The sequence below is a fragment of the Zoogloea sp. JDB1 genome (genome assembly GCF_056724025.1).
The window spans coordinates 4,019,469-4,043,253 of record NZ_CM161496.1 but is presented as its reverse complement, the minus strand read 5'-3'; the positions used below and the strand labels follow the sequence as shown (position 1 = coordinate 4,043,253).

Genomic DNA, 23,785 nt, shown 5'->3' with positions numbered 1-23,785 from the left:
CATAAGCAGGAGAAGGAGGAGACACCCCATGAATAAGATCTTCAGGAAATTCGCCGCCGGCGCGGTGGTGGCACTGGCGAGCCTGGCGGCCCAGGCCGCCGAGCCGATCCGCATCGGCTCCGTGCTGTCGGTCACCGGCCCTGCCGCCTTCCTCGGCGACCCGGAGCTGAAGACGTTGCAGCTCTATGTGGAGGACATCAACAGGAAGGGCGGCGTGCTCGGCAGGCCGCTGCAACTGGTCCATTACGACGACGGCAGCGACGCCAACAAGGCCAACGGCTTCGCCAAGCGCCTGCTGGACGACGACAAGGTGGACCTGCTGATTGGCGGCACCACCACCGGCGCGACGATGGCGATGGTGCCGCTGGCCGAGAAGTCCGGCACGCCCTTCATCTCCCTGGCCGGCGCGGTCGTCATCGTCGAGCCGGTGAAGAAGTTCGTCTTCAAGACCCCGCACACCGACCGCATGGCCGCCGAGAAGGTCTTCGAGGACATGAAGAAGCGCGGCATCGCGCGGGTTGCGCTGCTCTCCGAGACCAGCGGCTTCGGCCAATCCGGCAAGAAGGAGGCCGAGCTGGTGGTCGCCAGGTATGGCATCAGCCTGGTGGCCAGCGAGACCTACGGGCCCAAGGATACGGACATGAGTCCGCAGCTCACCAAGCTCAAGGCGGCCCCCGGCGTGCAGGCGATCTTCGTGTTCGGCCTCGGTCAGGGGCCGGCCATCGTGACCCGCAACTACCGTCAGCTCGGTATCGCGCTGCCGCTGTACCAGTCCCACGGCGTGGCCTCGGACGAGTTTCTGAAGCTCGCCGGCCCGGCCGCGGAGGGCGTCCGCCTGCCGTCGCCGGCCCAGCTGGTGCCGGACAAGCTGCCCGCCAGCGATCCGCAGAAGCCGGTGGTCGTGGCCTACGACAAGGCCTTCCGGGATCGCTACAAGCAGGACGTGTCCACCTTCGGCGGCTATGCCTACGACGGCCTGATGCTCGCCGTCGAGGCCATCAAGCGGGCCGGCGCCACCGATAAGGCCAAGGTCCGCGACGCCCTCGAGGCAACCCGCGGCTACGTGGGCACCAGCGGCAAGGTCAGCATGTCCGCCAGTGACCACATGGGCCTGGATCTGTCCTCGTTCCGCATGCTCGAAGTGCGCAACGGCGACTGGACGCTGAGCAACTGAGCGATGACGAAGGAGGGCCACGTCATGAGCGCCACTTACACGCATCTCCAGATCGAGCGCCGGGGCTCGCTGGCGACGCTGTGGATGAATCGCCCGGAGGTGTTCAACGCCTTCGACGAGCAGTTGATCGATGAACTCGCCGCGGCCTGCGTCGAGCTGGACGCCGATGCTGGCGTCCGCGTGGTGGTGCTGGCCGGCCGCGGACGCCATTTCTCGGCCGGGGCCGACCTCAACTGGATGCAGCGTGCCGCCACCCGCGGCGAAGCCGACAACCTTGCCGATGCGCGCCGCTTCGCCGCCATGCTGCAGGCGCTGGCCGGGCTGTCCAAGCCGACCATCGCCCGCGTGCAGGGCGCGGCGCTGGGCGGCGGCACTGGCCTGGCGGCGGCCTGCGACATGGCGGTGGCGGCCGACGACGCGGTGTTTTCCACGTCGGAGGTGAAGTTCGGAATCATCCCGGCGGTCATCAGCCCTTACGTGCTGCGGGCCATCGGCCCGCGCCAGACGCTGCGTTACTTCCAGACCGCCGAGCGGATTGCGGCCGCCGAGGCCAAGGCCATCGGCCTGGTGCACGAGGTGGTCCCCACCGAGCGGCTCGACGATGCGGTCGGCCGCCTGGTGGATGCGCTACTGGCCGGCGGGCCGCTGGCGCAAGGGGCCGCCAAGGCCCTGATTGCGGCAGTCGCCGGCCGCCCCCTCGACGCAGCGACGGCCGAGGAGACTGCGCAACGCATCGCCCGCCAGCGCACGACCGAAGAGGCGCGGGAAGGCTTCGCGGCCTTCCTGCAGAAGCGTCCCCCGGCCTGGATGGCCGGACCCGACAAGCCCTGAAGACCAGGGCCGGCGAGCCTCGCGCCGACCGGCCCGTGTAAAGGAGAGAACAGATGTATACCCAGGCAATGGACATACCCGACGCCGCCACCAAACCGGCGGGCGTCTCGCGGACCCCCGACGCGCAGGACGCCGCCTTCGAGGCGCGCATCGACGCCGACGGCCGCATCGAGCCCCAGGACTGGATGCCCGAGGCCTACCGCAAGACCCTGGTGCGCCAGATCAGCCAGCACGCCCACAGCGAGATCGTCGGCATGCTGCCGGAAGGCAACTGGATTTCCCGCGCCCCCAGCCTCAAGCGCAAGGCCATCCTGATCGCCAAGGTGCAGGACGAGGGCGGCCACGGGCTGTACCTCTACTCAGCCGCGGAGACGCTGGGCACCAGCCGCGACCAGATGCTCGACGCGCTGCACAGCGGCAAGGCCAAGTACAGCTCGATCTTCAACTACCCGACCCTCAGCTGGGCCGACGTGGGGGTGATCGGCTGGCTGGTGGACGGCGCCGCGATCATGAACCAGATCCCCCTGTGCCGCTGCTCCTACGGCCCTTACGCACGAGCCATGGTGCGCGTGTGCAAGGAGGAATCCTTCCACCAGCGCCAGGGCTACGAAGCGCTGCTGGTGATGATGAAGGGCACAGACGCCCAGAAGGCGATGGTGCAGGACGCGGTGAACCGCTGGTGGTGGAAGTGCCTGGCGATGTTCGGGCCGCCGGACGCCGACAGCCCCCACAGCGCCCAAGGCCAGCGCTGGGGCATCAAGCGTATCGGCAACGACGAACTGCGCCAGAAGTTCGTGGATGCCACCGTGCCTCAGGCCGAGGTGCTCGGCGTCACGCTGCCGGACCCGGACCTCAAGTGGAACGAGGACCGCCAGCACTACGACTATGGCCAGATCGACTGGGCCGAATTCTGGGCCACCGTGGAGGGCGACGGCCCCTGCAACCGGGAACGCCTGGCGACCCGTGTGAAGGCCCATCGGGACGGGCAGTGGGTGCGCGACGCCGCCCTGGCCCACGCCCGCAAACAACAGGAACGCACGAACAAGGAGGCAGCATGAACACCCCGGCACTCAAGGAATGGCCCCTGTGGGAAGTCTTCGTCCGCAGCAAGCAGGGCCTCGAACACAAGCACTGCGGCAGCCTGCACGCGGCCGACGCGGCCCAGGCGCTGCACATGGCCCGCGACGTCTATACCCGCCGCCAGGAGGGCGTGAGCATCTGGGTGGTGCCGTCCGCGGCGATCACCGCCAGCAACCCGGACGACAAGGGCGAACTGTTCGACCCGGCCGCCGACAAGATCTACCGCCATCCGACCTTCTACGCGATCCCGGACGAAGTGGGGCACATGTGATGAACGCGCCTGTCGACTACCTGTTGCACCTGGCGGACAACGCCGTGGTGCTCGGCCAGCGCAACGCCGAATGGTGCGGCCACGGGCCGATCCTCGAAGAGGACATCGCGCTGGCCAACGTGAGCCTGGACCACATCGGACAGGCACGCCTGCTGTACCAGCTGGCCGCCGCGCGGATGGGCGGCGGTGCCAGCGAAGACAGCCTGGCGTACTTCCGCGACGAGACCGGCTTCCGCAACTACACGCTGCTGGAGCTGCCCCACCATGGGCCGTTGGTCGGCTACGCCGCGTCGGACCGGGACTACGCCGTCACCATCGTGCGCAACTTCTTCTACGGTGCGCTGATGGTGCTGGTGTGGGATGCCCTGACGCGCTCCGCCGATGCCGATCTGGCCGCCATCGCCGCCAAGTCGCTGAAGGAGGCCCGCTACCACCTGCACCATGCCGCCGACTGGGTGCTGCGCCTCGGCGACGGCACTGACGAATCCCACGCCCGTGCCCAGGCGGCGGTGGACCACCTGTTCCGCTACACGGAGGAGTTCTGGCTGCCGAGTCCGGCGGAGACGGAAGCCGTCGCCAGCGGTGTCGGTGTGGATGTGGCCAGCCTGCGGGCGGACTGGAATGCGCTGGTGGACGAGACCCTGGCGGAAGCCACGCTGAGCCGTCCGACCGTGCGCGGCTACGTGCCGGAAGGCAAGCTGGGCCGCCACTCGGAGCACCTGGGCTACCTGCTCGGCGAGATGCAGGGCCTGGCCCGCGCCCATCCGGGCGCCACCTGGTGAGGGCAGGGCGATGAGCACGCTGGTGGAGCAGACCTGGGCGACGCTGGACCCGCTGACCGACCCGGAGATCCCGGTGGTGTCCCTGCGCGAGCTGGGCATCCTGCGGGACGTGACGGCAACGGCGGACGGCGTCGAGGTGGTCATCACGCCCACCTACACCGGCTGCCCGGCGATGGGGCAGATCGAGGACGACGTGAGGGCCTGCCTGGAGAAGGCTGGCATCCCGGCCCGGGTCGTCACCCGCCTGGCCCCGGCATGGACCACCGACTGGATGAGCGACGCGGCGAAGGAAAAGCTGCGCGCCTACGGCATCGCCCCGCCAAGTGGTACGCGGCCGGCGGAGAGCGTCGTGCAGTTCGTGCGCCGGCGCCCGCCGCCGGAACCGGTAGCCTGCCCGCACTGCGGCTCGACCCACACCGTCGTCTCGTCCCAGTTCGGCTCCACGGCCTGCAAGGCGCTCTACAAGTGCCTCGACTGCCAGGAGCCCTTTGATTACTTCAAGCCCTACTGACGCCCATGAATGAATCTGCTGCGCGTCCCGATCCTGCGACTCCGGTGCGCGCTGTGCATCACGTACGGCGCTGCGCCTCATCGCAAGCTCAGGCCTGCTCGCCACGATTTCTTCACGGGCCCGACCTAGCCAGGCTTCCGGAGCTTAAAACATCATGACAGCACTCCGTTTCCACGATCTCGCCGTCAAGCGCGTCAGCCCCGAGGCGGCCGGCGCGGTGGCGATCACCTTCGCCATCCCCGACGACGCCAAGGACGACTTCGCCTTCGAGCCGGGCCAGTTCCTTACCCTGCGCGCCACCATCGACGGGCAGGACGTGCGCCGCAACTATTCCATCAGCAGCCCGCGCAGCCGGCTGGCCCGCCGCGGCGAGCTGGAGGTAGGTATCCGGCCGGTGGAGGGCGGGCTGTTCTCCAACTGGGCGGCCCAGGCGCTGAAGGCCGGTGACACCCTCCAGGTGATGCCGCCGGATGGCCGCTTCACGGTGAAGAAGAAGCGCGCCATCCACCGGGTGGGCTTCGCCGCCGGCTCGGGCATCACGCCGATCCTGTCCATCGCCGCGTCCACGCTGGAAGAGCAGCCGGACAGCAAGTTCACGCTGGTGTATGGCAACCGGCGCATGTCCTCGGTGATGTTCAACGAGGCCCTGCAGGATCTCAAGGACCGCTACCGGGACCGCCTCACGCTGATTCACGTGCTGTCCCGCCAGGCCCAGGAGGTGGACCTGCTGCAGGGGCGCATCGACGGCGACAAGGTGCGCGCCATCATCGCCGCGCTGCTGCCTGTGGCGTCGATGGACGAAGTCTTCATCTGCGGGCCGGACGAGATGATCTCCACCACCGAGACGGCCCTGGTCGAGGCCGGCGTTCCCTCTGACCGGGTGCGTACCGAGCGCTTCACCGTCGGCCTGCCGCCGGGCGCCCATCCGGTGGGGACGCGCAGCAAGACCGCCGAGGTTTGCGCCGCAGAGCGGACCATTCCGCTGGCGGTGGTGCTCGACGGCAAGCGCCACGAGCTGATGATCAGCCCCGACGAACACGTGCTCGACGTGGCCCTGCACGCCGGCCTCGATCTGCCCTTCTCCTGCAAGGCCGGCGTGTGCTGCACCTGCCGGGCTAAGGTGGTGGAGGGGCAGGTGACGATGGACAAGAACTTCACCCTCGACCCCGCCGAGGTGGCGGCCGGCTTCGTGCTCACCTGCCAGTCCCGCGTCACCAGCGAGCATCTGCTGGTGAGTTTCGACGAGCGCTGAGGGCCTGATCCGGCGGCGGGGCCGGCCTGCCGTTCCCGTCGCCAGCCCGGACCAGCCAGCCAGCCGCGCCCGCTTCAATCCCGTTGAACCCCATTTTTCTCCGCTAAGGGAGAGGAGGACTGCTGCGCCCTGAAAACGCCATCGTCACCCAGCCGACACAGCTCACCCGTCCGTCTGGACGGGCACCAAAGCCATAAGAAGCACGGACATCGATCCATAAAAAGGGAGGAGTACCCATGAAGCAATCATCCATCGCCCCGCGTTCCATCGCCCGCCGTCCGCTGAGTCTGCTCTTGCTGGTCGCATTCGGCTCCGGCGCCGCCGCGCCGGCCTTCGCCGAAAGCGAAATCGACGCGCTCAGGCGCGAGCTGGCCGAACAACGCCAGCTGATCCAGCAGCTGATGAAGAACCAGGAAGAACAGAAAAAGACCGAGATCCAGACCGGTGGCCCGGCCCGCGGTGCCGGCCTGCAGATGGGCGTGCCGACCGGCCCGTCCGGCACTTTGACGATCTACGGCGTGGCGGATGTCAGCGCGTCCACGGTGAATAGCGGTTATGGCCAGAAATCGACGATCGGCTCCGGCGGCATGACGTCTTCCCGCCTGGGCTTCAAGGGCGAGAAGGAGCTGGGCGACGAGGTGAAGGCGGTCTACCTGATGGAAGCGGGGATTTTGTTCGACACCGGTTCCGTTGGCACCGGCGCCATCACGCCGGGCATCAACAACACCGCGGTGTCCAGCGGCGGGCAAACCAGCAACGGCAGCCAGATATTCTCGCGGCAGATCTACGCCGGCCTCTCGACCCGCTTCGGCACCGTCACCGCTGGTCGCCAGTACGCCGGCTCCTACACCTCATCGGTGATGTCGGCGGCGATGGGGGCGGGTTTCTTCGGCTCGTCTGCTGGCTTCTTGCCGGTGATCGGTGGCATGCCGACGCGGCTCAACAACTCGCTGGTGTATGCCTCGCCGAAGGTCGCCGGTTTCTCCGGCCAGCTGACCCTGAGCAGCGGCAGCGAGAACAACGTGAACATGGTGACCCCGACGGCGGCGGGCGCAACGACGGTCACCACCGACAAGGCCGGCCGCGGCGGTGACTTGGCGCTGTACTACGCGGGTGGCCCGGTGAATGCGACCTTTACCGCCTGGAACCTCGATAACGGCAGCTACGTCGCCCCGGCCAGCGGCCCGCAGGAAACCGGCCTCGCCAAGCGGCGCGGTTGGCAGGTGGGCGGTAGTTACAACCTGGGCTTTGCGACCCTGTACGGCAACTACGTGTATGGCCGCATCAGCGGCGGCAATTACGAGAACGTGACGGCGACCCTCTCCAAAGCCGAAGGCTGGAGCGTCAGCGCCGGCATCCCGATGTGGCGCGGCAAGGCCTTCGTGAGCTACAGCCAGCTCGACGACAAGTCGATCAAGAACCGCGACGCCAACCTGCTGGGGCTTGCCTACGCGTACAAGCTGCAGGACAGCACGACGCTGTACGGCACCTGGGGCAAGGTGCTCAACAAGGCCAACGCCAGCTACAGCCTGACCGATGGCGGCAACCTGGTCGGCACCGTGGCCAAGCCGGGCTACGACCCCAACGGCTACATGCTCGGTGTGAACCACGTGTTCTGAGGCTAAAGGAAGTACTTGTATTGTGAAAGCCGGTGGTCGGAAGCCTTGCTTTCGACCACCGACGGCGCACACAGGTGCAGGATTGGGGGTGAAAAAGCCTTCAGCACCACAGATTGGATTGGGGGCGGCAGTGTTAAGGTGACGCTATGAGCACGCTGACCAATCCTGCCGCGTCGCTGAGCCTGCTGCAGCCCAATGCCACGCCCATCACCGGCAAGGAGATGGCGGGCAGCAGCGAGCCGGGTTCTTCGTTTTCCGAACTGGTGTCCCAGAACATCAAGCGGACCACGGTGAATGGCCTGCGCACGGATTCCCACCACATGGCTTTGCCGCCGCCGGGCAGTACCGACGACGATTACGACGAGCGGGTGCTCAACGTCTTGTCGGAGCGCCAGCAGGTGATTGCTTCCAACATCGCCAACGCCGACACACCCAACTTCAAGGCCCGCGACGTGGACCTGCACGATGCGCTGCAAGCGGCGCTGACGCCGCCGGTAGCACAGCTCAAGATGACCTCCACCACCGGGGGGCATCTGCCCGGCCGCACCGAACGCATGGCCCAGGCGCTGGCCCTCAAATACCAGGTGCCCGGTCAGGGCGCGGTGGACGGCAACACCGTCGAGATGGATACGGAGCGCGCCAAGTTCGCCGAGAACGTGCTGCGGCTGGAATTCTCCCTGAACCAGGTGCAAGGGGGCTTCAGGGATCAGGCCAAGCTGCTCAGCAGCCTGAAGGATTAAGGGGCAAGCGCCTACTAGGCGCTACGCTGCCGGCAGCATGGCCAGCATGTCCCGCAAGCGCTCCATTGGAAGAGATCGGGGATCCGCCAATGACATCGCCGGCCTCAACCAGAGCGGTGAGACCGGCGAAGTCGTGGGAGCGACAGATCAGCTGGTCAGCGTGGGATAGTCCGTGTAGCCCTCGGCGCCGCCTCCATACAGCTTGTCCGCGCGCAGCTCGTTCAGCGGCGCGTCTTCCTTCAGGCGGCGGACCAGGTCGGGGTTGCTGATGAAGGCTTTGCCGTAGGCGATCAGGTCGGCGTCGCCGTTGGCAACGGCCTCGAAGGCGCTGCTGCGCGTGAAGCCGTTATTGACCATCCACGGGCCGCCGAAGGCGCGGCGCAGGGCGGCGTAGTCGAAGGCCGGGGCGCCTTCGGGCGCGCGCGCGCCGCCGGTTTCGCCCTCGATGATGTGCAGGAAGGCCAGGCCCTTCGGCGCCAGTTCGGCGACCAGGTAGTCGTAGAGGGCTTGCGGGTTGCTGTCCACCGGCGAGCTGCCGCCGAAGGTCATCAGCGGGCTGAGGCGGATGCCGGTGCGGGCGGCGCCGATCTCCGCGCTGATCGCGTCGACCACTTCGAGCAGCAGGCGCGCCCGGTTGGGGATGCTGCCGCCGTAGGGGCCGCTGCGGTCGTTTACGCTGTCGCGCAGGAACTGGTCGAGCAGGTAGGTGTTGGCGGCATGGATCTCGACGCCGTCGAAGCCGGCTTCGACGGCGCAGTGGGCGGCGTGGCGGTAGTCGGCGACGATGCCCGGCAGCTCGTCGTCGCGTAGCGCGCGGGGCGTGGACACCGGCACGAAGCCCTCGCGGGTGAAGGTCACGGTTTCGGCGCGGCGGACGGTGGAAGACACCGGCGCGGCGCCGTCGGGCAGCAGGGAGGTGTGGGAGATGCGGCCCACGTGCCACAGCTGGATCACGATGCGGCCGCCGGCGGCGTGCACCGCATCGGTCACCTTGCGCCAGCCGGCGACCTGTTCCGGCGTGTAGATGCCCGGGGTGTCGAGGTAGCCGTGGGCCATCGGGCTGATCGGGCTGGCTTCGGTGACGATCAGGCCGGCGCTGGCGCGCTGGCGGTAGTACTCCACCATCAGCTCGTTGGGCACGCCACCGGTGGCGCGATTGCGGGTCAGCGGTGCCATCACGATGCGATTGGCGAGTTCGATGTCGCCGATGCGGATGGGGTCGAAAAGGGTCGTCATGGTCGGGTTCCTTGTCGTTGAGGGGCTTGCTTGAGGGGGCGTCGGAGGGGGAATCAGAGGGCGGCTTCGAGCACGCGGCGGCTGAGGGCCAGGTCCACGTCCTGGCGTTCGCCGAGAGCAGTCATGCCATGGGCTTCCAGTTGCGCGACGAGGCGCGGCACGGCGTCGGCGCCGATGCCGTAGTCGCCAAGGCGGGTCTTCACGCCGAGGGATTCGAAGAAGGCGCGGGTCTGGGCGATGGCCGTATCGATGCGCTCATCGGCTCCGCCGGAATGAATGTTCCACACGCGGGCGGCGTATTGCAGCAGCTTGTCGCGCTTGGCCTCGCGGCGCAGCTCGAGCATGGCCGGCAGAACGGCGGCGAGGGTCTGGGCGTGGTCGAGGCCGAACATGGCGGTGATCTCGTGGCCGATCATGTGGGTCGCCCAGTCCTGCGGCACGCCGGCACCGATCAGGCCGTTGAGGGCCTGGGTGGCGGCCCACATCAGGTTGGCACGGACGTCGTAATCCTGCGGCGTGGCCAGGGCCTGGGGGCCGACTTCGATGAGGGTCTGCAGCAGGCCTTCGGCGTAGCGGTCCTGCACTGGTGCGTTGGCTGGGTAGGTCAGGTACTGCTCGACCACGTGCACGAAGGCGTCCACCGCACCGTTGGCGATCTGGCGGGCCGGCAGTGTGTAGGTCTTGACCGGATCGAGGACCGAGAACTGCGGGAATACGTGGGGACTGGCGAAGGGGAGTTTGGCGTGCAGGGACTTGCGGCTGACCACCGAGAAGTTGTTCATCTCGGAGCCAGTGGCGGGCAGCGTCAGTACGGCGCCCATCGGCAAGGCATTTGCGATGTGGGCGCCGAAGGTTTCGAGGATATGCCAAGGGTCGTCGCTGGCGCTGTAATTGACGGCGGCGGCGACGAACTTGGTGCCGTCGATCACCGAGCCGCCGCCGACGGCCAGCAGGAAATCCAGCTTTTCGGCGCGGATCAGCGCGACGGCTTCCATCAGTGTTTCGTAGGCCGGATTGGGCTCGATGCCGCCAAAACGCTTGACGATACGGCCGGGCAGGGCGCTTTCCACCTCGGCCAGGGTGCCGTTGCGCTCGGCGCTGCCACCGCCGTACAGCACCAGCACGCGGGCGTCAGAGGGGACCAGTTCATCAAGGCGGGCAATGCTGCCTTCGCCAAACACGATGCGGGTCGGATTGAAGTAATCGAAGTTCAGCATGGATATTCCTTTTGTATGAATAGACCAGTCGTCTAGTTTTTAGGTAAATGATGTCTCGGAGTGGCAACCTGCACAAAGGTTCAAAGGGACAGGATCTTTCTTGTCGCGCCCATCGCGTGTTCGAGGGGGCATTCGGTGCGATGCAGCTTGGCCAGCAGGCTGGCGCCTAGCCACAGTTGGTACAGCGTACGTGCAGTATCGAGCGGGTCGAGGGTAGGCAGGGAGCCATCGGCTGAGCCGGCAGCGATGCAGTCCGCCAGGCGGCTGATGATGCGCTCGGTGCCGTCGCGCAGGGTGAGGCGCATGGCCTCGGACAGGTCGGCGACCTCCGCGCTGAGCTTGACCACCATGCACTTCTGCTCGTCGCAGCCCTCGCACTGGGTGTCCCGCCATTGCTGCCAGTAGCTCAGCAGGCGCTCGCGAGCCGGGAGTTCGGAGTTGGCGAACAGGGTGTCGATGAAGCTCAGGTAGCGGGTGAAGAAGTCTTCCAGCAGAGCTTGGCCGAACTGCTCTTTGGACTTGAAGTAGTGGTAGAAGGAGCCCTTCGGTACCTCCGCCGACTGCAGCACCTCGTTGAGACCCACGCAGGAAAAGCCCTTCGCCGCGATCAGATGGCTGGCGGTGTCGAGGATGTGCTGGCGGGTATCGGCGTAAGGCTGCTTCATGGAGGTGAATCCTAGATCGGATTAGACCAGTCGTCTAGAGATTTTTGTTCGCTGCGAAAATATTTGACTCCAGACGAAAAGAAGCCCGAGAAACCGGGGAGGTTGCTCGGGCTTAAATCCACACCAAAGGAGGAGGGTGGAGGAGACAGGTTTCATACTAATGAAATTGATGTTGCGGCGCAATATATACATGTAACGAGCCGTAACAAACTTCACGATCATTGAGGGGCGCGTGTTCGCTGCACTGCAAACAAACTCTGCAGCCACTCGATGAAAACACGGACTCGGGGAGACAACTGGCGGTTCTGCGGGTAAAGGACGGTCAATGGAAGGGACGGTGGAGGATGATTGGGGAGAACTTCCACCAACGTACCGGCAGCAAGTTGGCGGGTTACGTGGTAATGGGGCATCTGGACGATGCCGAAGCCGGCCTCGCAGGCTGCCACGTAGGCGTCGCCGTTATTGACGGCTACCGTGGAAGGCAGGCTGCGGGTCACGACAGCTGCGCCTTCGGTGAACTCCAGCGGGATGGACTTGCCGGACGAGGCGGACAGGTAGTCCACCATTCGGTGGGCCTCGAGATCGTCCAGCGTGCGCGGTGTGCCATGGCGGGCGAGGTAGTCGGCGCTGGCGCAGCTGAGCTGTTCGAGGCGCCCGAGCGGCCGGGCGACCAGGTTCGAGTCGCGCAGTTCGCCGATGCGCAGCACGCAGTCCACCCCTTCCCGTACCAGGTCGATCTGCCGGTCGCTGACGCTGATCTCCAGGCTGATCAGCGGATAACGGGCGCAGAACTCTGGCAGCGAGGGCATCAGCACCAATCTGCACAGGGAGCCGGACATGTCCACCTTCAGGCGGCCGCGCGGGTCGCGGGCGGCTTGGGAGAAGGAGGCTTCCATGTCGTCGATGTCGGCCAGTATCGCCACGCAGCGCTGGTAATAGGCGTCGCCGTCGAGGGTCGGGCGGACCTGACGGGTCGTGCGCAGCAAGAGGCGCGTACCGAGGTGGGCTTCGAGTTGCTTGATGATCTGCGTGGCGGATGCCCGCGGCAGGTCGAGTTGTTCCGAGGCGCGACTGAAACTACCCAGTTCGACGATGCGGGTGTACAGCCGCATGGCTTGCAGGTGGTCCACGGCGGGTTGATTGTTTGTTTAAAGCAAATAGTGTTGCCGTTTACTGCACATTTATCAATCCATCGCCAATACTCATAATCCTCCTCAAGATCCGCATTGCATCAACAGGAGACATGGCATGGATTACGTACGATTCGGCTCCACCGGCCTCAAGGTGTCGCCCCTGTGCCTGGGCTGCATGACTTACGGCAAGTCGAGCTGGCGCGAATGGGTGCTCGATGAGGAGGCCGGCCGCGGCTTCATCCGCCAGGCGCTCGACGCGGGCATCAACTTCTTCGACACCGCCGACATGTATTCCCTCGGCGCCAGCGAGGAGATCCTCGGACGCGCGCTGCGGGATTTCGCGTCGCGGGACGACATGGTGATCGCCACCAAGGTCTTCTACCCGATGAGCCAGCGGCCGAATGACCGCGGCCTGTCGCGCAAGCACATCATGGCCAGCATTGATGCGTCCCTGAAGCGGCTCGGAACTGACTACGTGGACCTCTACATCGTCCATCGTTTCGATCCGGAGACACCCGTCGAGGAGACGCTGCAGGCCCTGGACGACATCGTCCGGGCCGGCAAGGCGCGCTACATCGGTGCCTCGTCCATGTATGCGTGGCAGTTCATGAAGATGCTCAGTTTCCAGGAGCGCCACGGCCTGGCCCGCTTCGTGTCGATGCAGAACCACTACAACCTGATCTACCGGGAAGAGGAGCGCGAGATGCTGCCCCTGTGCCGGGAGGAGGGTATCGCCGTCACGCCTTGGTCGCCGCTGGCCCGTGGCCTGCTGGCCGGCTCGCGCAAGACGCAGACCACGCGAGCGAATACCGACAACCTGGCCCACGCCTGGTACGACCAGCAGGTCACCGAGGACTCCATCGTCGCGGCAGTGGAGGCGGTCGCACAGGAGCGCGGCGTGCCTGCCGCGCAGGTGGCGATTGCCTGGGTAGCGAGCCGGGCCGGCATCACGGCGCCCATCATCGGCGCATCCAAGCCCCATCACCTGCAGGACGCGCTGGCCGGCATCTCGCTTGAGCTGACGGCGGAGGAAGTGGCCCGTCTCGAAGCCCAGTACCGGCCGCGCGGGGTGGCCGGCCATGACTGAACGCGTGTTGCGGGGCTGGCGCGGCGGCGACGCCGACGTGGATCAATCTTCCCAAGACGCAGAGAAAAGCATGCTGAGCAAGGACTGGTCGGTCTCGTCCGTCACGGCGGGCTTCCTGGCGGTGCTGATCTCCTATTCGGGGCCGATGATCATCTTCTTCCAGGCCGCCCAGTCCGCCCATGTGTCGCCGGAGATGATTTCCTCGTGGGTGTGGGCAGTGTCCATCGGCGCCGCGCTGTCGGGGATCTTCCTGAGCTGGGCGCTGAAGGTGCCGGTCGTCACCGCGTGGTCGGCGCCGGGCACGGCGTTGCTGGTGACGCTGTTCCCCGGCCTGTCCCTCAACGAGGCGGTGGGCGCCTACATCAGCGCCGCGGCGGTGATCTTCGTGATTGGTATCACAGGCTATTTCGACCGGCTGCTGAAGCACGTGCCGAAGGGCATCGCCGCCGGCATGATGGCCGGCATCCTGTTCCAGTTCGGCAGCAACGCGTTCAAGTCGGCCGGCTCGATGCCACTGCTGACCTTCAGCATGGTGGCCTCCTACGTGATCCTCAAGCGCCTGCTGCCGCGCTACTGCATGGTGTTGGTGCTGCTACTCGGCGTCGCGCTGGCCGTGGCCATCGGCGGGGCGGATCTGAGCAAGGTGCAGCTGAGTTTCGCCACGCCGACCTTCATTCGGCCGGAGTGGAGCGGGAGTTCGACGCTGAGCCTGGCCTTGCCGCTGGTGCTGGTCAGCATCACCGGACAGTTCCTGCCGGGCATGGCGATTCTGCGCAGTTCGGGCTATTCGACGCCAGCGCGGCCGATCCTGGCGGTCACCAGCATCGCATCCCTGATCGTGGCCTTCTTCGGCGGCATCACCATCGTCATTGCGGCGATCACCGCGGCGCTGTGCACCGGCAAGGACGCCCACGACGATCCGGCCAAGCGCTACGTAGCGGGGATTTCCAACGGGGTGTTCTACCTGATCGGCGGTTGCTGCGGTGCGACCATCGTGTCCCTGTTCGCGGTGCTGCCGAAGGAGTTCGTCGCAATGCTGGCCGGCCTGGCGCTGATCGGCGCGATCACCGCCAACATCATGGGCGCGATCAACGAGGCGGACCATCGGGAGGCGTCGATCATCACCTTCCTGGCAACCGCGTCGGGGATGAGCTTTCTGGGCCTCGGCTCCGCCTTCTGGGGCGTGGTCATCGGCTCCTTCGCCTACCTGGTGCTGCACCGGCTGGAATGGCCGGCGCGCCAGGCGTCCTGAGCCTGCGGTGGGTCCGGCACGCGCTGGCCGGACCCGTCACATGGGGACTTACTGCAGTTCGGCGAACAGGTCGGGTCCGAAGACTTCGTAGTGGATCCGCTCGCGGGACACTCCCTGACCGAGCAACTGGCGGCGCTGCTCCTGCATGAAGGGCAGCGGACCGCACAGGTAGAAGTCGCCGTCGGCGGGCAGATCAATCGACTCCAGATTCATGCGGCCGGGTTGGGCGTGTTGGTCGGAACCGGCATCTTCCAGCCACAGGTGGTAGCGGGCATCTTCCAGCGTGTCGACGCAGGCTTCCACCTCGTCGCGATGGGGATAGCGGTCGGCAGCCGCAGTGGCGTAGGCGAACAGCACCGACCGCTCGGGCTGCGTTGCGGACAGGTGGCGCAGCATCGAGACCATGGGCGTGATGCCGACGCCAGCGCTGATCAGAGCGACCGGACGGGTGTCATCATGTAGGCGGAAATCGCCAGCCGGCGGGCCGACGCGGATCTGGTCGCCGACCTCGATCGTGCTGTGGATGCGGCTCGATACCGCGCCGGCCGGGGCGGTGTCACCCTCGGCGACGCGCTTGACGGTGATCCGCCAACCATCTTTGCCAGGCGCGTCGGACAGGCTGTACTGGCGCACCTGGGTCAGCCCGGCTTCGGGAATCGGCAATGCCACGCTCAGGTACTGGCCGGGCACGAAGTCCGGTAGTGCCACGCCGTCGCGGGGCTTCAGCGTCAGGGCCACGGTATCGGCACTGGTGACTTCCTTGTGGGCGACGTCCATCACTGGCCATGTCTGACCGGCCTGCCAGTCGCGTTCTTGGTACAGGCGGGCTTCGCGGGCTACCAGCTCGGTGGCCATCAGCCAGTAGACCTCGTCCCAGGCGGCGGCGATTTCCGGGGTGATTGCGGCGCCGAGCACTTCGCCGAGGGAGGCCATGAGGTGGCGGCCGACGATGGTGTACTGCGCCGGCGTGATGCCCAGGCTGACGTGCTTGTGGGCGATCCGGTCGAGCACGGGGCCGATGATTTCCGGCTTGTCCATGTGCTTCGCAAATGCATACACGGCGCCAGCCAGCGCCTGGGCCTGGTTGCCGCTGGCCTGGTTACCCATGTTGAAGAGGTTCTTCAGCTCCGGGTGGTGGCTGAACATGCGAGCATAAAAATGGCGCGTGATCGCTTCGCCGTTGGCCAACAGAACGGGGACGGTCGCCTCGATGAGCGGGCGGGCGGTGGTGGACAGCATGGGGAAGGGATCCTCTCTGTTGGGATTGTTTTGTCGAACTGCAGGGGGCGATGGGGTTCGCCCCCGTTAAGGGAAATCAGTAAGCGTGGGTCTGCTCGGCATGGATGGCCGTGGCCGGCTGGCCGGCGGTCAGCGCGATACGGCAGATGTGCTCCAGTCGTTCCACGTGCTCGAAGGCCTCCCACGGGGTCCGGCCGACGGCTACGACGCCATGGCGATCAAGGCCGACGATATGCGGCGCCGGGCCCAGTGCAGGCTGGAATGCGGCTTCGCAGGCTTCGGCCAGTTCCACGCTGGTGGCGGCCAAGGCCGGCACGTCAGGGCCGACGCGGGTATAGCGGGTGACTTCGGGGAAGCCGGCCGACAACTCAGTGAGGCGGTGGCCGGCGTACAGCGCAGCGACGATGTGGGTCGGGTGCAGGTGGAGCACAGTCAGCTTGCGGCCACCGAGCAACATCTGCAGGCGGCGATGGAGTTCCAGTTCGCCGGACGGACGGGGATAGGCATCGACCGCCGATACGCCGTCGGCCGGGATGAAGACGAACTGGGTCGGCACCAGCGCGTGTTTGATGACACCGCTGGCCGACATGAGAAAGCCGCGCCCGTCGGTCATCGCCACCGAGATGTTGCCGTCGCGGGTGCTGATCCAGCCGAGCTTGTAGGCGCGCCGCATCACGGCGCAGGCCTGCTCCAGTGTCGGGTGTTCCGGGGACGTGTTGCGCTGGGGCTTCATCGGGTCTCTCCGTGGTTGTTGGGTGCAGGATTTAAGTTGACTCTAAAATGCATCTTTAAAAGAGTCAACGAAAATGAATCTTTAAGGGAATCCCCTATAATCCGAGCAATCGATGCCCGGAACGGGCGTGTTTCAGAGTTGATCGCCGGCCATGCACATCACCCAGCACACCGATTACGCCCTGCGCGTTCTGATTTTCCTGGCGTCCAACGAGCATCGCTTGCCGACGATCCAGGAGATCTCCGAGCGCTTCGAAATCTCCCGCAGTCACCTGATGAAGGTCGTCAATCAGCTGATCCGCAACGGCTTTGTCGACGGGATCCGCGGCAAGGGCGGTGGGCTACGCCTCGCCCGGTCGCCGGCAGAGATCAGGATTGGCGAAGTGGTGCGCAAGATGGAGGTGGATCTGGCGCTGGTGGAATGTTTCACCGAAGGCAGCCGCTGCCTGTTGACCTCGCGCTGCCGCTTGAAGGGGGTGTTCGACGTCGCGCTGGAGGCCTTCTTCAAGTCCCTCGATACGGTGAGCCTGGCTGAGGTGCTGGGGCCAGCCCAGCGTGAGATCCTGCATGTGCTGACCCGAGTCGAGTAGGGCCCGGCAGCAGGCTTGCAGCGGCGCCTCCCGGGCGGAGCGCGCCGCAGGTGGGATTACTCGCCTTCGTTGATGATGCCGCGACTCTTCAGCCGATAGACCATCTGCGGCCGGGTGATGCCGAGCAGGCGCGCGGCGGCGGCCACGTTACCCTGGGCCCGCTCGATGGCACGCTTGAGGAGCAGGGTTTCGATCTCGTCCAGCGACACCTTGTCGCAGTCGTCGTGGTCGTCGAGCAACAGGTTGCTGACGCGCCGGCTGACCCGCTCGACTTCCCGGTCCTGGGTCAGCTCGGTGATGAACACTGACGGGTCCATGGCCACCAGCTTGCCGTCCTTGTTGATCGTGAAGCGCTGCTCGGTGAAGCGCTCGCCGCTGGTGAACAGGTGGGGGGCGTCGATGGCGCCGCCCTCCGGGGCGAGGATCACGCCGCGCTCGATGACGTTCTCCATCTCGCGGATGTTGCCCGGCCAGTTGTAGGACAGCATGGCGTCCACCGCCCGCTGCGTGAACCCGGTCAGGCGGCGGCTGTGGCGGGCGTTGAACTTGGACAGGAAGTGCGTCATCAGCAGCGGGATGTCCTCGCGGCGCTCGCGCAGCGGTGTGATGCGCACCGGGAAGACATTGAGGCGAAAGAACAGATCCTCGCGGAAGCGCCCGGCCTTCACCTCGTCGCGCAGGTCCACGTTGGTTGCGGCGATGACGCGCACGTCTACCTTGCGGGTCTGGGAGTCGCCGAGGCGTTCGATCTCGCCTTCCTGCAGGGCGCGCAGCAGCTTGCCCTGGGCACTGGCGCTGAGGGTGCCGATCTCATCGAGGAACAGAGTGCCGCCGTCGGCCCGCTCGAAGCGGCCCAGGCGGCTCTGCAGCGCACCAGTGTAGGCGCCGCGCTCGACACCGAACAGTTCGGATTCGATCAGCTGTTCCGGGATCGCCGCACAGTTAACCGCAACGAAGGGCTTGTCAGCGCGGGAGCTGAGGCGGTGCAGGGTGCGCGAGAAGACTTCCTTGCCAACGCCGCTCTCGCCGAGGAACAGCACGGTGGCCTGGGTTGGCGCGACGCGGCGGACCAGGTGCATCACCGAGTTGAAGCTCGGAGACATACCCACCGGCATGTCGGTCGGTATCTGTTCCGCACCGGGCTGGCCAATGGAGCAGGCCGGCCGCACCACATTCGGCGGTACGCCCAACTGCAGTGTCTCCGGCATCATGTAGCGCAGGTCTTCGGCGGCTTCGGGGCCCCATTCCTCCACCAGCTTGCCGATGATGCGGCATACCGGATGGCCCATCGACTGGCATTCCACTTCCCGGTAGAGCACCTGGCGACCCATGAACTCGGACGAGAAGCCCGACGCGTAGCCGATCTGCATCCAGCAGGCCGGTTCGGTGCCGATGGAGAAGTGGCGGATGTGCTCCTCGTCCTCGACGGGGCTGGTCCAGATGAACTCACCGTAATGGATGCCGCGCTCCACGTCGCACTCGATGCGCACCGCTTCCGACACACCGATGCCTTCCAGGCAGTGCATCTGCGGGCCGACCACGAACATGTCATGGATCGAGGTCTTGGGGCGCACCTTGCGGGCCAGCTGCGCGTCGGCGACGCCGGCGTAGTAGCCCATGCGGGTCATGAAGCCGCGGGCCACGTCGAGGCCCAGCAGTTCGATCATGTCCCGGCGCAGCATGCCCAGCGCCTTGGCGTGGACCAGCAGCATGCGCTGGTCGTCCAGCCAGATGCGGCCGTCGCTGGTGGAGAAGTGCAGGCGCCCCATCAGGTCGTTGACCTCGGGGAAGTGCGGCTTGTCGGTGTCCACCTGTTCGGGCGGCACGACCGGCAGATGGCCTTGCGGAATCACGGGGGGACGGCTGGCCGATTTCACGGACGAACCTCCCGGGCATTGCGGGTTCTGGCGTGCATTGTGTCTCCCTCCTCAATGCTTATAGGTCTGAATCAGAGCCGCGGGTAGTAGCACGTGGCGTGCCTGAAGCCGATTCGATGTCAGCAATACCGAAGATACGCCGGTTGGCGGGTGGGGAACAACTCTGAATGACCCCGCCGCCGACAGGGGCGTGAATGCATTGATTCATTGTGCAGTGCATTATTAATGGGTGGATTAAAGCATTTGATTCATTTACTGAGGTGCTTCGATGCCTGGCGAAGCATACCTGTGCCTCCCCAAAAAATCTCGAGAATTGACATAAATCCCGCGCCAGATCTGGGTTGCACGGATTATGTCAAATGACTCGACTCAGGATCTGGCACGTCTTTCGCTATCAAGTCTCCCGTAAGGCCTGATTCAACGGAATGCTCGATCGACCAACGAATTGAGCAAATCCGGAGTCCGGCGAACAGGACAGAGCCTTGCAGACAAGCAGGCCACGAATGGAGACGAGAACCATGCCGCAGATGCTTTCCCCCCGCGATCCGCCCTAGGCGGTCGCCCCCCGGCCGCCATCTGGCGGCGCCTTTACCGCAGCCCTTTTTTGCCCCTCGTGCGTGTTGACCTGCCAGGTCGGCGGCAGGGCAGGGCTCGGCCCGAAGAAATCGTTTTGCACCAGCGCCCGTGGGCGATTTTTGATTCAGACCGCGAATAGGAGACCAGCGTGACCCAGATCCGCCACGACACCCAGACCCGTCTCGACAAGCTCGATGCCTTGCTTGAAGAAGATCCCGTCAATCACATCTACCGCCTGGATCGCTCTGCCTTCACCGATGAGGAATGGTTCGAGCTCGAGATGAAGTACGTCTTCGAGGGCAACTGGGTCTATCTCGCCCACGAGAGCCAGATCGCCAACGTCAATGACTACATGACCGTCTACGTCGGCCGTCAGCCGGTGGTGCTGACCCGCGACAAGACCGGCAATCTGAACGCGCTGCTCAACACCTGCACGCACCGCGGCGCCCAACTGGCCCGTCACAAGAAGGGTAACAAGTCGAGCTTCACCTGCCCGTTCCATGGCTGGACCTTCAACAACGCCGGCAAGCTGCTGAAGGTGAAGGACCAGACCCCGGACGCCGGCTATCCCGAGAGCTTCAACTGCAACGGCAGCCACGACCTCGTCAAGCTGGGCGCTTTTGAGAACTACCGTGGCTTCCTGTTCGGCAGCATCAACCCGGACGTCAAGCCGCTGGTCGAGCACCTGGGCGAAGCGGCCAAGATCATCGACATGATCGTGGATCAGGCACCGGAAGGCATTGAAGTGCTGCGTGGTTCCGGCTCCTACGTCTTCGACGCCAACTGGAAGCTGCAGGCCGAAAACGGCGCCGATGGCTACCACGTTACCGCCACCCACTGGAACTACGCCGCCACGCAAGGGCGCCGTACCACCGACGGCAAGGTCGACACCATCAAGGCCATGAGCGCCGGCGGTTGGGCGCGCAAGGGCGGCGGTTCCTATTCCTTCAAACATGGCCACCTGGTGTTGTGGACCAACTGGGCCAACCCGGAAGACCGCCCGCTGTGGGCCAAGCGCGATGAGTGGGTCGAGAAGTTCGGCGAAGCCAAGGCCGACTGGATGCTCAGCAAGTCCCGCAACCTGTGCCTGTATCCCAACGTGTACCTGATGGACCAGTTCAGCTCGCAGATCCGCGTGCTGCGCCCGATCTCCGTCGATAAGACCGAAGCCACCATCTACTGCATCGCCCCCAAGGGCGAAGCGCCCGAAGCCCGTGCCCGCCGCCTGCGCCAGTACGAGGACTTCTTCAACGCCACCGGCATGGCCACCCCGGACGACCTGGAAGAGTTCCGCTCCTGCCAGCAGGGCTTCAACGCCCGCGCCGTGAAGTGGAACGACATGACCCGCGGTTCGGTGCACTGGGTCGAGGGCGCCGACGACAACGCCAAGGCGATCGGCCTCAAGCCGGAACTGTCCGGCGTCAAGACCGAAGACGAAGGCCTGTACACCGTGCAGCACAAGTACTGGGTCGAAGCCATGAAGAAAGCCATCCACGCTGAAGAAAACAACGGAGACAAGTGATGCTGTCCTACGAAGCCATTCAAACCTACCTGTACCAGGAAGCCCGTGCCCTCGACGAACGCCGCTGGAACGACTGGCTGGCCTTTTACGCCGATGACGTGGATTTCTGGATGCCGTCCTGGGATGACGACGGCACGCTGACCACCAATCCGCAGAACGAAGTCTCGCTGATCTACTACGCCAACAAGCAGGGCCTGGAAGACCGTGTGTTCCGCATCGAGACCGAACGCTCGAGCGCGACCATTCCGGACACCCGCACCGGCCACGCGATCAACAACCTGGAGATCCTCTCGCAGGACGACAGCACGATCAGGCTGCGCTTCAACTGGACCACCCATAGCTACCGCTACCAGATCGTCGACACCTACTTCGGTACGTCCGAATACACCCTCGACGTGACTGGTCCGAAGCCGCTGATCAAGCGCAAGTACGTGGTCCTCAAGAACGACCACATCCACCACGTGCTGGACATCTACCACATCTGATGTACCGGGCCCGCCGGAGGGCGGGCCCTTGTTTTACTCCACGACAGAGGGGCGCTCACCATGACCTACAACATTGCGCTGCAGTTCGAAGACGGGGTTACCCGCATCATTCCCTGCGAAGCCGACGAGCTGGTGGCGGATGCCGCCTACCGGGCCAAGATCAACATTCCGCTGGATTGCCGCGACGGCGCCTGCGGCACCTGCAAGTGCCACTGCGAAAGTGGCCGCTACACCCAGGGCGTGTACATCGAGGACGCCCTGACCGACGACGAGGCTGCGCAGGGCTTCATCCTGACCTGCCAGATGCGCCCGGAATCCGACTGCGTGATCCGCGTGCCGGCCTCGTCCGCCGCCTGCAAGACCGAGGTGGCTACCCACGGCGGCAAGCTGTCGAAGATCGACCGCGACTCCGCGACCACTGTGTCGTTCGCGCTGCAGGCCGACAAGCCGCTGTCCTTCCTGCCAGGCCAATACGTCAATCTGAACGTGCCGGGCACCCAGGAAACCCGTGCCTATTCCTTCAGCTCCGCGCCTAACAGCAACGCGCTGTCCTTCCTGATCCGCGACGTCCCGAACGGCTTGATGAGCACTTTCATGCGCAGCAAGGCCAATACCGGCGACGCGATGACCTTCACCGGCCCCTACGGCAGCTTCTACCTGCGCCCGGCGCAGCGTCCGATCCTGATGCTCGCCGGCGGCACCGGCCTGGCGCCCTTCCTGTCCATGCTGCGCTGGCTGCAGGACAACCCGACCAGCCAGCCTATTCTGCTGGCCTATGGCGTCAATACCAACGACGACCTCGTCGAACTGGACACGCTCGAGGCTCTGAAGGCGGCGATGCCCAATTTCGACTACGTCACCTGTGTGGTGGACTCGGTCAGCGGCCATCCGCGCCTGGGCTACGTCACCGATCACCTGACGCCTGCCAATCTGAACGACGGCAATGTCGATGTGTACGTCTGCGGCCCCCCTCCGATGGTCGAAGGCGTACGTAAATGGATGACGAGTGCCGCTGTGACCCCGGCCAACTTCTACTTCGAGAAGTTCTCCGCCTCCAGCGAAGGAGCAGCAGCATGAGCCGGGCCGATCGCTTTACCGACAAAGTCGTCATCGTAACCGGCGCGGCCCAGGGCATCGGCCGCGGCGTGGCCCTGAATGTGGCTGCCGAAGGTGGTGCAGTGCTGGCGGTGGATCGCTCGCCGCTGGTGGACGAGGTCGTCGCCGAGATTACCCAGGCCGGCGGCAAGGCTGCTGCCTTCCAGGCCGATCTGGAAACCTTCGCCGGCGCCGAGTCAGTGGTGGCCGAGGCGCTGACCCGCTTCGGGCGCGTCGATGTGCTGATCAACAACGTCGGCGGCACGATCTGGGCCAAGCCCTTCGAGCATTACGAAGAGGCGCAGATCGAGGCGGAGATCCGCCGCTCCCTGTTCCCGACCCTGTGGTGCTGCCGTGCCGTGCTGCCGCCGATGCTGGCGCAGAAGAAGGGCGTCATCGTCAATGTGTCGTCCATCGCCACCCGTGGCGTGCATCGCGTGCCGTATTCCGCAGCCAAGGGCGGCGTCAATGCGCTGACCGCCTCCATCGCCATGGAGCACACCAAGGACGGCATCCGCATCAACGCCACCGCCCCCGGCGGCACCGAGGCACCGCCGCGCCGCATCCCGCGCAACCAGGCCCAGCCGACCGAGCAGGAGCAGCGCTGGTACCAGGGCGTCATCGACCAGACCATCGATTCGAGCCTGATGCACCGCTACGGCACGATCGACGAGCAGGTGGCCCCGATCCTCTTCCTGGCTTCCGACGAGTCCTCCTACATCACCGGTCTGGTCGTGCCGGTCGGTGGTGGCGACCTCGGCTGACGCCGGCAGCTTCGTCCCTCCCCATTTTTCATAACAACTAAATAAGCGAGACAAC

Annotated in this window: 23 protein-coding genes; 16 read left to right on the top strand and 7 right to left on the bottom strand. The window is 65.5% G+C overall.

Annotated features, from left to right (window positions below; genetic code table 11):
- Positions 1 to 28: 28 nt before the first annotated feature.
- From AC1PPK_RS18245 to flgB, 9 genes are all read left to right on the top strand, one after another.
- The gene (locus AC1PPK_RS18245) at positions 29 to 1,174 is read left to right on the top strand and encodes an ABC transporter substrate-binding protein (protein WP_481114434.1); all 1,146 of its coding nucleotides are present in this window, start codon (positions 29 to 31) and stop codon (positions 1,172 to 1,174) included.
- A 24-nt stretch (positions 1,175 to 1,198) separates the two neighbouring features.
- The gene (locus tag AC1PPK_RS18240) at positions 1,199 to 2,005 is read left to right on the top strand and encodes an enoyl-CoA hydratase-related protein (protein WP_481114433.1); all 807 of its coding nucleotides are present in this window, start codon (positions 1,199 to 1,201) and stop codon (positions 2,003 to 2,005) included.
- 53 nt (positions 2,006 to 2,058) lie between these two features.
- A complete protein-coding gene (paaA, locus tag AC1PPK_RS18235) occupies positions 2,059 to 3,063 on the top strand; it encodes a 1,2-phenylacetyl-CoA epoxidase subunit PaaA (protein WP_481114432.1) in 1,005 nt (334 codons plus the stop codon).
- The gene (gene paaB / locus AC1PPK_RS18230) at positions 3,060 to 3,356 is read left to right on the top strand and encodes a 1,2-phenylacetyl-CoA epoxidase subunit PaaB (protein WP_481114431.1); all 297 of its coding nucleotides are present in this window, start codon (positions 3,060 to 3,062) and stop codon (positions 3,354 to 3,356) included. Before paaA ends, paaB begins: the two co-directional genes overlap by 4 nt.
- Positions 3,356 to 4,138 (top strand): 1,2-phenylacetyl-CoA epoxidase subunit PaaC, encoded by a 783-nt coding sequence (gene paaC, locus AC1PPK_RS18225; protein WP_481114430.1) that lies wholly within the window; start codon positions 3,356 to 3,358, stop codon positions 4,136 to 4,138. The genes paaB and paaC overlap by 1 nt, the downstream gene beginning before the upstream one ends.
- Positions 4,139 to 4,148: 10 nt before the next feature.
- The gene (paaD, locus tag AC1PPK_RS18220; protein WP_481114429.1) at positions 4,149 to 4,649 is read left to right on the top strand and encodes a 1,2-phenylacetyl-CoA epoxidase subunit PaaD; all 501 of its coding nucleotides are present in this window, start codon (positions 4,149 to 4,151) and stop codon (positions 4,647 to 4,649) included.
- A gap of 154 nt (positions 4,650 to 4,803) precedes the next feature.
- Complete coding sequence (gene paaE / locus AC1PPK_RS18215; protein ID WP_481114428.1) at positions 4,804 to 5,901, top strand: 1,2-phenylacetyl-CoA epoxidase subunit PaaE; 1,098 nt, start codon at positions 4,804 to 4,806, stop codon at positions 5,899 to 5,901.
- A 236-nt stretch (positions 5,902 to 6,137) separates the two neighbouring features.
- Positions 6,138 to 7,520 (top strand): porin, encoded by a 1,383-nt coding sequence (locus AC1PPK_RS18210; RefSeq protein WP_481114427.1) that lies wholly within the window; start codon positions 6,138 to 6,140, stop codon positions 7,518 to 7,520.
- 146 nt (positions 7,521 to 7,666) lie between these two features.
- Positions 7,667 to 8,260, top strand: a complete 594-nt coding sequence (flgB, locus tag AC1PPK_RS18205; protein WP_481114426.1) for a flagellar basal body rod protein FlgB — start codon at positions 7,667 to 7,669, stop codon at positions 8,258 to 8,260.
- Positions 8,261 to 8,407: 147 nt separating this feature from the next.
- Here the strand turns inward: flgB and AC1PPK_RS18200 are convergent, their stop codons facing one another.
- The 4 genes from AC1PPK_RS18200 to AC1PPK_RS18185 form a co-directional block, all read right to left on the bottom strand.
- Positions 8,408 to 9,496 carry an alkene reductase gene (locus AC1PPK_RS18200; RefSeq protein ID WP_481114425.1) on the bottom strand — a complete coding sequence of 363 codons (1,089 nt, stop codon included), beginning with the start codon at positions 9,494 to 9,496 and terminating at the stop codon, positions 8,408 to 8,410.
- Between the two features lie 53 nt (positions 9,497 to 9,549).
- Complete coding sequence (locus AC1PPK_RS18195) at positions 9,550 to 10,713, bottom strand: iron-containing alcohol dehydrogenase (protein ID WP_481114424.1); 1,164 nt, start codon at positions 10,711 to 10,713, stop codon at positions 9,550 to 9,552.
- Between the two features lie 80 nt (positions 10,714 to 10,793).
- Positions 10,794 to 11,378 carry a TetR/AcrR family transcriptional regulator gene (locus AC1PPK_RS18190; RefSeq protein ID WP_481114423.1) on the bottom strand — a complete coding sequence of 195 codons (585 nt, stop codon included), beginning with the start codon at positions 11,376 to 11,378 and terminating at the stop codon, positions 10,794 to 10,796.
- Between the two features lie 218 nt (positions 11,379 to 11,596).
- Positions 11,597 to 12,508, bottom strand: a complete 912-nt coding sequence (locus AC1PPK_RS18185; RefSeq protein ID WP_481114422.1) for a LysR family transcriptional regulator — start codon at positions 12,506 to 12,508, stop codon at positions 11,597 to 11,599.
- Between the two features lie 118 nt (positions 12,509 to 12,626).
- Here AC1PPK_RS18185 and AC1PPK_RS18180 point away from each other — a divergent pair, with 118 nt between their 5' ends.
- Positions 12,627 to 13,598: an aldo/keto reductase gene (locus AC1PPK_RS18180; RefSeq protein WP_481114421.1), complete on the top strand. Its 972-nt coding sequence runs from the start codon at positions 12,627 to 12,629 to the stop codon at positions 13,596 to 13,598.
- Positions 13,591 to 14,850, top strand: a complete 1,260-nt coding sequence (locus AC1PPK_RS18175) for a benzoate/H(+) symporter BenE family transporter (RefSeq protein WP_481114420.1) — start codon at positions 13,591 to 13,593, stop codon at positions 14,848 to 14,850. The genes AC1PPK_RS18180 and AC1PPK_RS18175 overlap by 8 nt, the downstream gene beginning before the upstream one ends.
- 48 nt (positions 14,851 to 14,898) lie before the next feature.
- Here AC1PPK_RS18175 and AC1PPK_RS18170 read toward each other — a convergent pair whose 3' ends face one another.
- Together AC1PPK_RS18170 and AC1PPK_RS18165 are read right to left on the bottom strand one after the other, a co-directional pair.
- Positions 14,899 to 16,089: a globin domain-containing protein gene (locus AC1PPK_RS18170; RefSeq protein ID WP_481114419.1), complete on the bottom strand. Its 1,191-nt coding sequence runs from the start codon at positions 16,087 to 16,089 to the stop codon at positions 14,899 to 14,901.
- 76 nt (positions 16,090 to 16,165) lie between these two features.
- Positions 16,166 to 16,822, bottom strand: a complete 657-nt coding sequence (locus AC1PPK_RS18165) for a class II aldolase/adducin family protein (protein WP_481114418.1) — start codon at positions 16,820 to 16,822, stop codon at positions 16,166 to 16,168.
- A 151-nt stretch (positions 16,823 to 16,973) separates the two neighbouring features.
- On the opposite strand from AC1PPK_RS18165, the gene AC1PPK_RS18160 reads away from it, so the two are divergent.
- A complete protein-coding gene (locus AC1PPK_RS18160) occupies positions 16,974 to 17,411 on the top strand; it encodes an RrF2 family transcriptional regulator (RefSeq protein ID WP_481114417.1) in 438 nt (145 codons plus the stop codon).
- Positions 17,412 to 17,467: 56 nt separating this feature from the next.
- Here AC1PPK_RS18160 and AC1PPK_RS18155 read toward each other — a convergent pair whose 3' ends face one another.
- On the bottom strand, positions 17,468 to 19,288 hold the full coding sequence (locus AC1PPK_RS18155) for a sigma 54-interacting transcriptional regulator (protein WP_481114416.1): 1,821 nt from the start codon (positions 19,286 to 19,288) through the stop codon (positions 17,468 to 17,470).
- A 724-nt stretch (positions 19,289 to 20,012) separates the two neighbouring features.
- Here AC1PPK_RS18155 and benA point away from each other — a divergent pair.
- The 4 genes from benA to benD are packed head-to-tail and all read left to right on the top strand — an operon-like array spanning position 20,013 to position 23,730.
- On the top strand, positions 20,013 to 21,386 hold the full coding sequence (benA, locus tag AC1PPK_RS18150) for a benzoate 1,2-dioxygenase large subunit (RefSeq protein WP_481114415.1): 1,374 nt from the start codon (positions 20,013 to 20,015) through the stop codon (positions 21,384 to 21,386).
- Positions 21,386 to 21,871, top strand: a complete 486-nt coding sequence (gene benB, locus AC1PPK_RS18145) for a benzoate 1,2-dioxygenase small subunit (protein ID WP_481114414.1) — start codon at positions 21,386 to 21,388, stop codon at positions 21,869 to 21,871. The genes benA and benB overlap by 1 nt, the downstream gene beginning before the upstream one ends.
- 60 nt (positions 21,872 to 21,931) lie before the next feature.
- Positions 21,932 to 22,948, top strand: a complete 1,017-nt coding sequence (benC, locus tag AC1PPK_RS18140) for a benzoate 1,2-dioxygenase electron transfer component BenC (protein WP_481114413.1) — start codon at positions 21,932 to 21,934, stop codon at positions 22,946 to 22,948.
- The gene (gene benD / locus AC1PPK_RS18135) at positions 22,945 to 23,730 is read left to right on the top strand and encodes a benzoate diol dehydrogenase BenD (RefSeq protein ID WP_481114412.1); all 786 of its coding nucleotides are present in this window, start codon (positions 22,945 to 22,947) and stop codon (positions 23,728 to 23,730) included. Before benC ends, benD begins: the two co-directional genes overlap by 4 nt.
- Positions 23,731 to 23,785 lie beyond the last annotated feature (55 nt).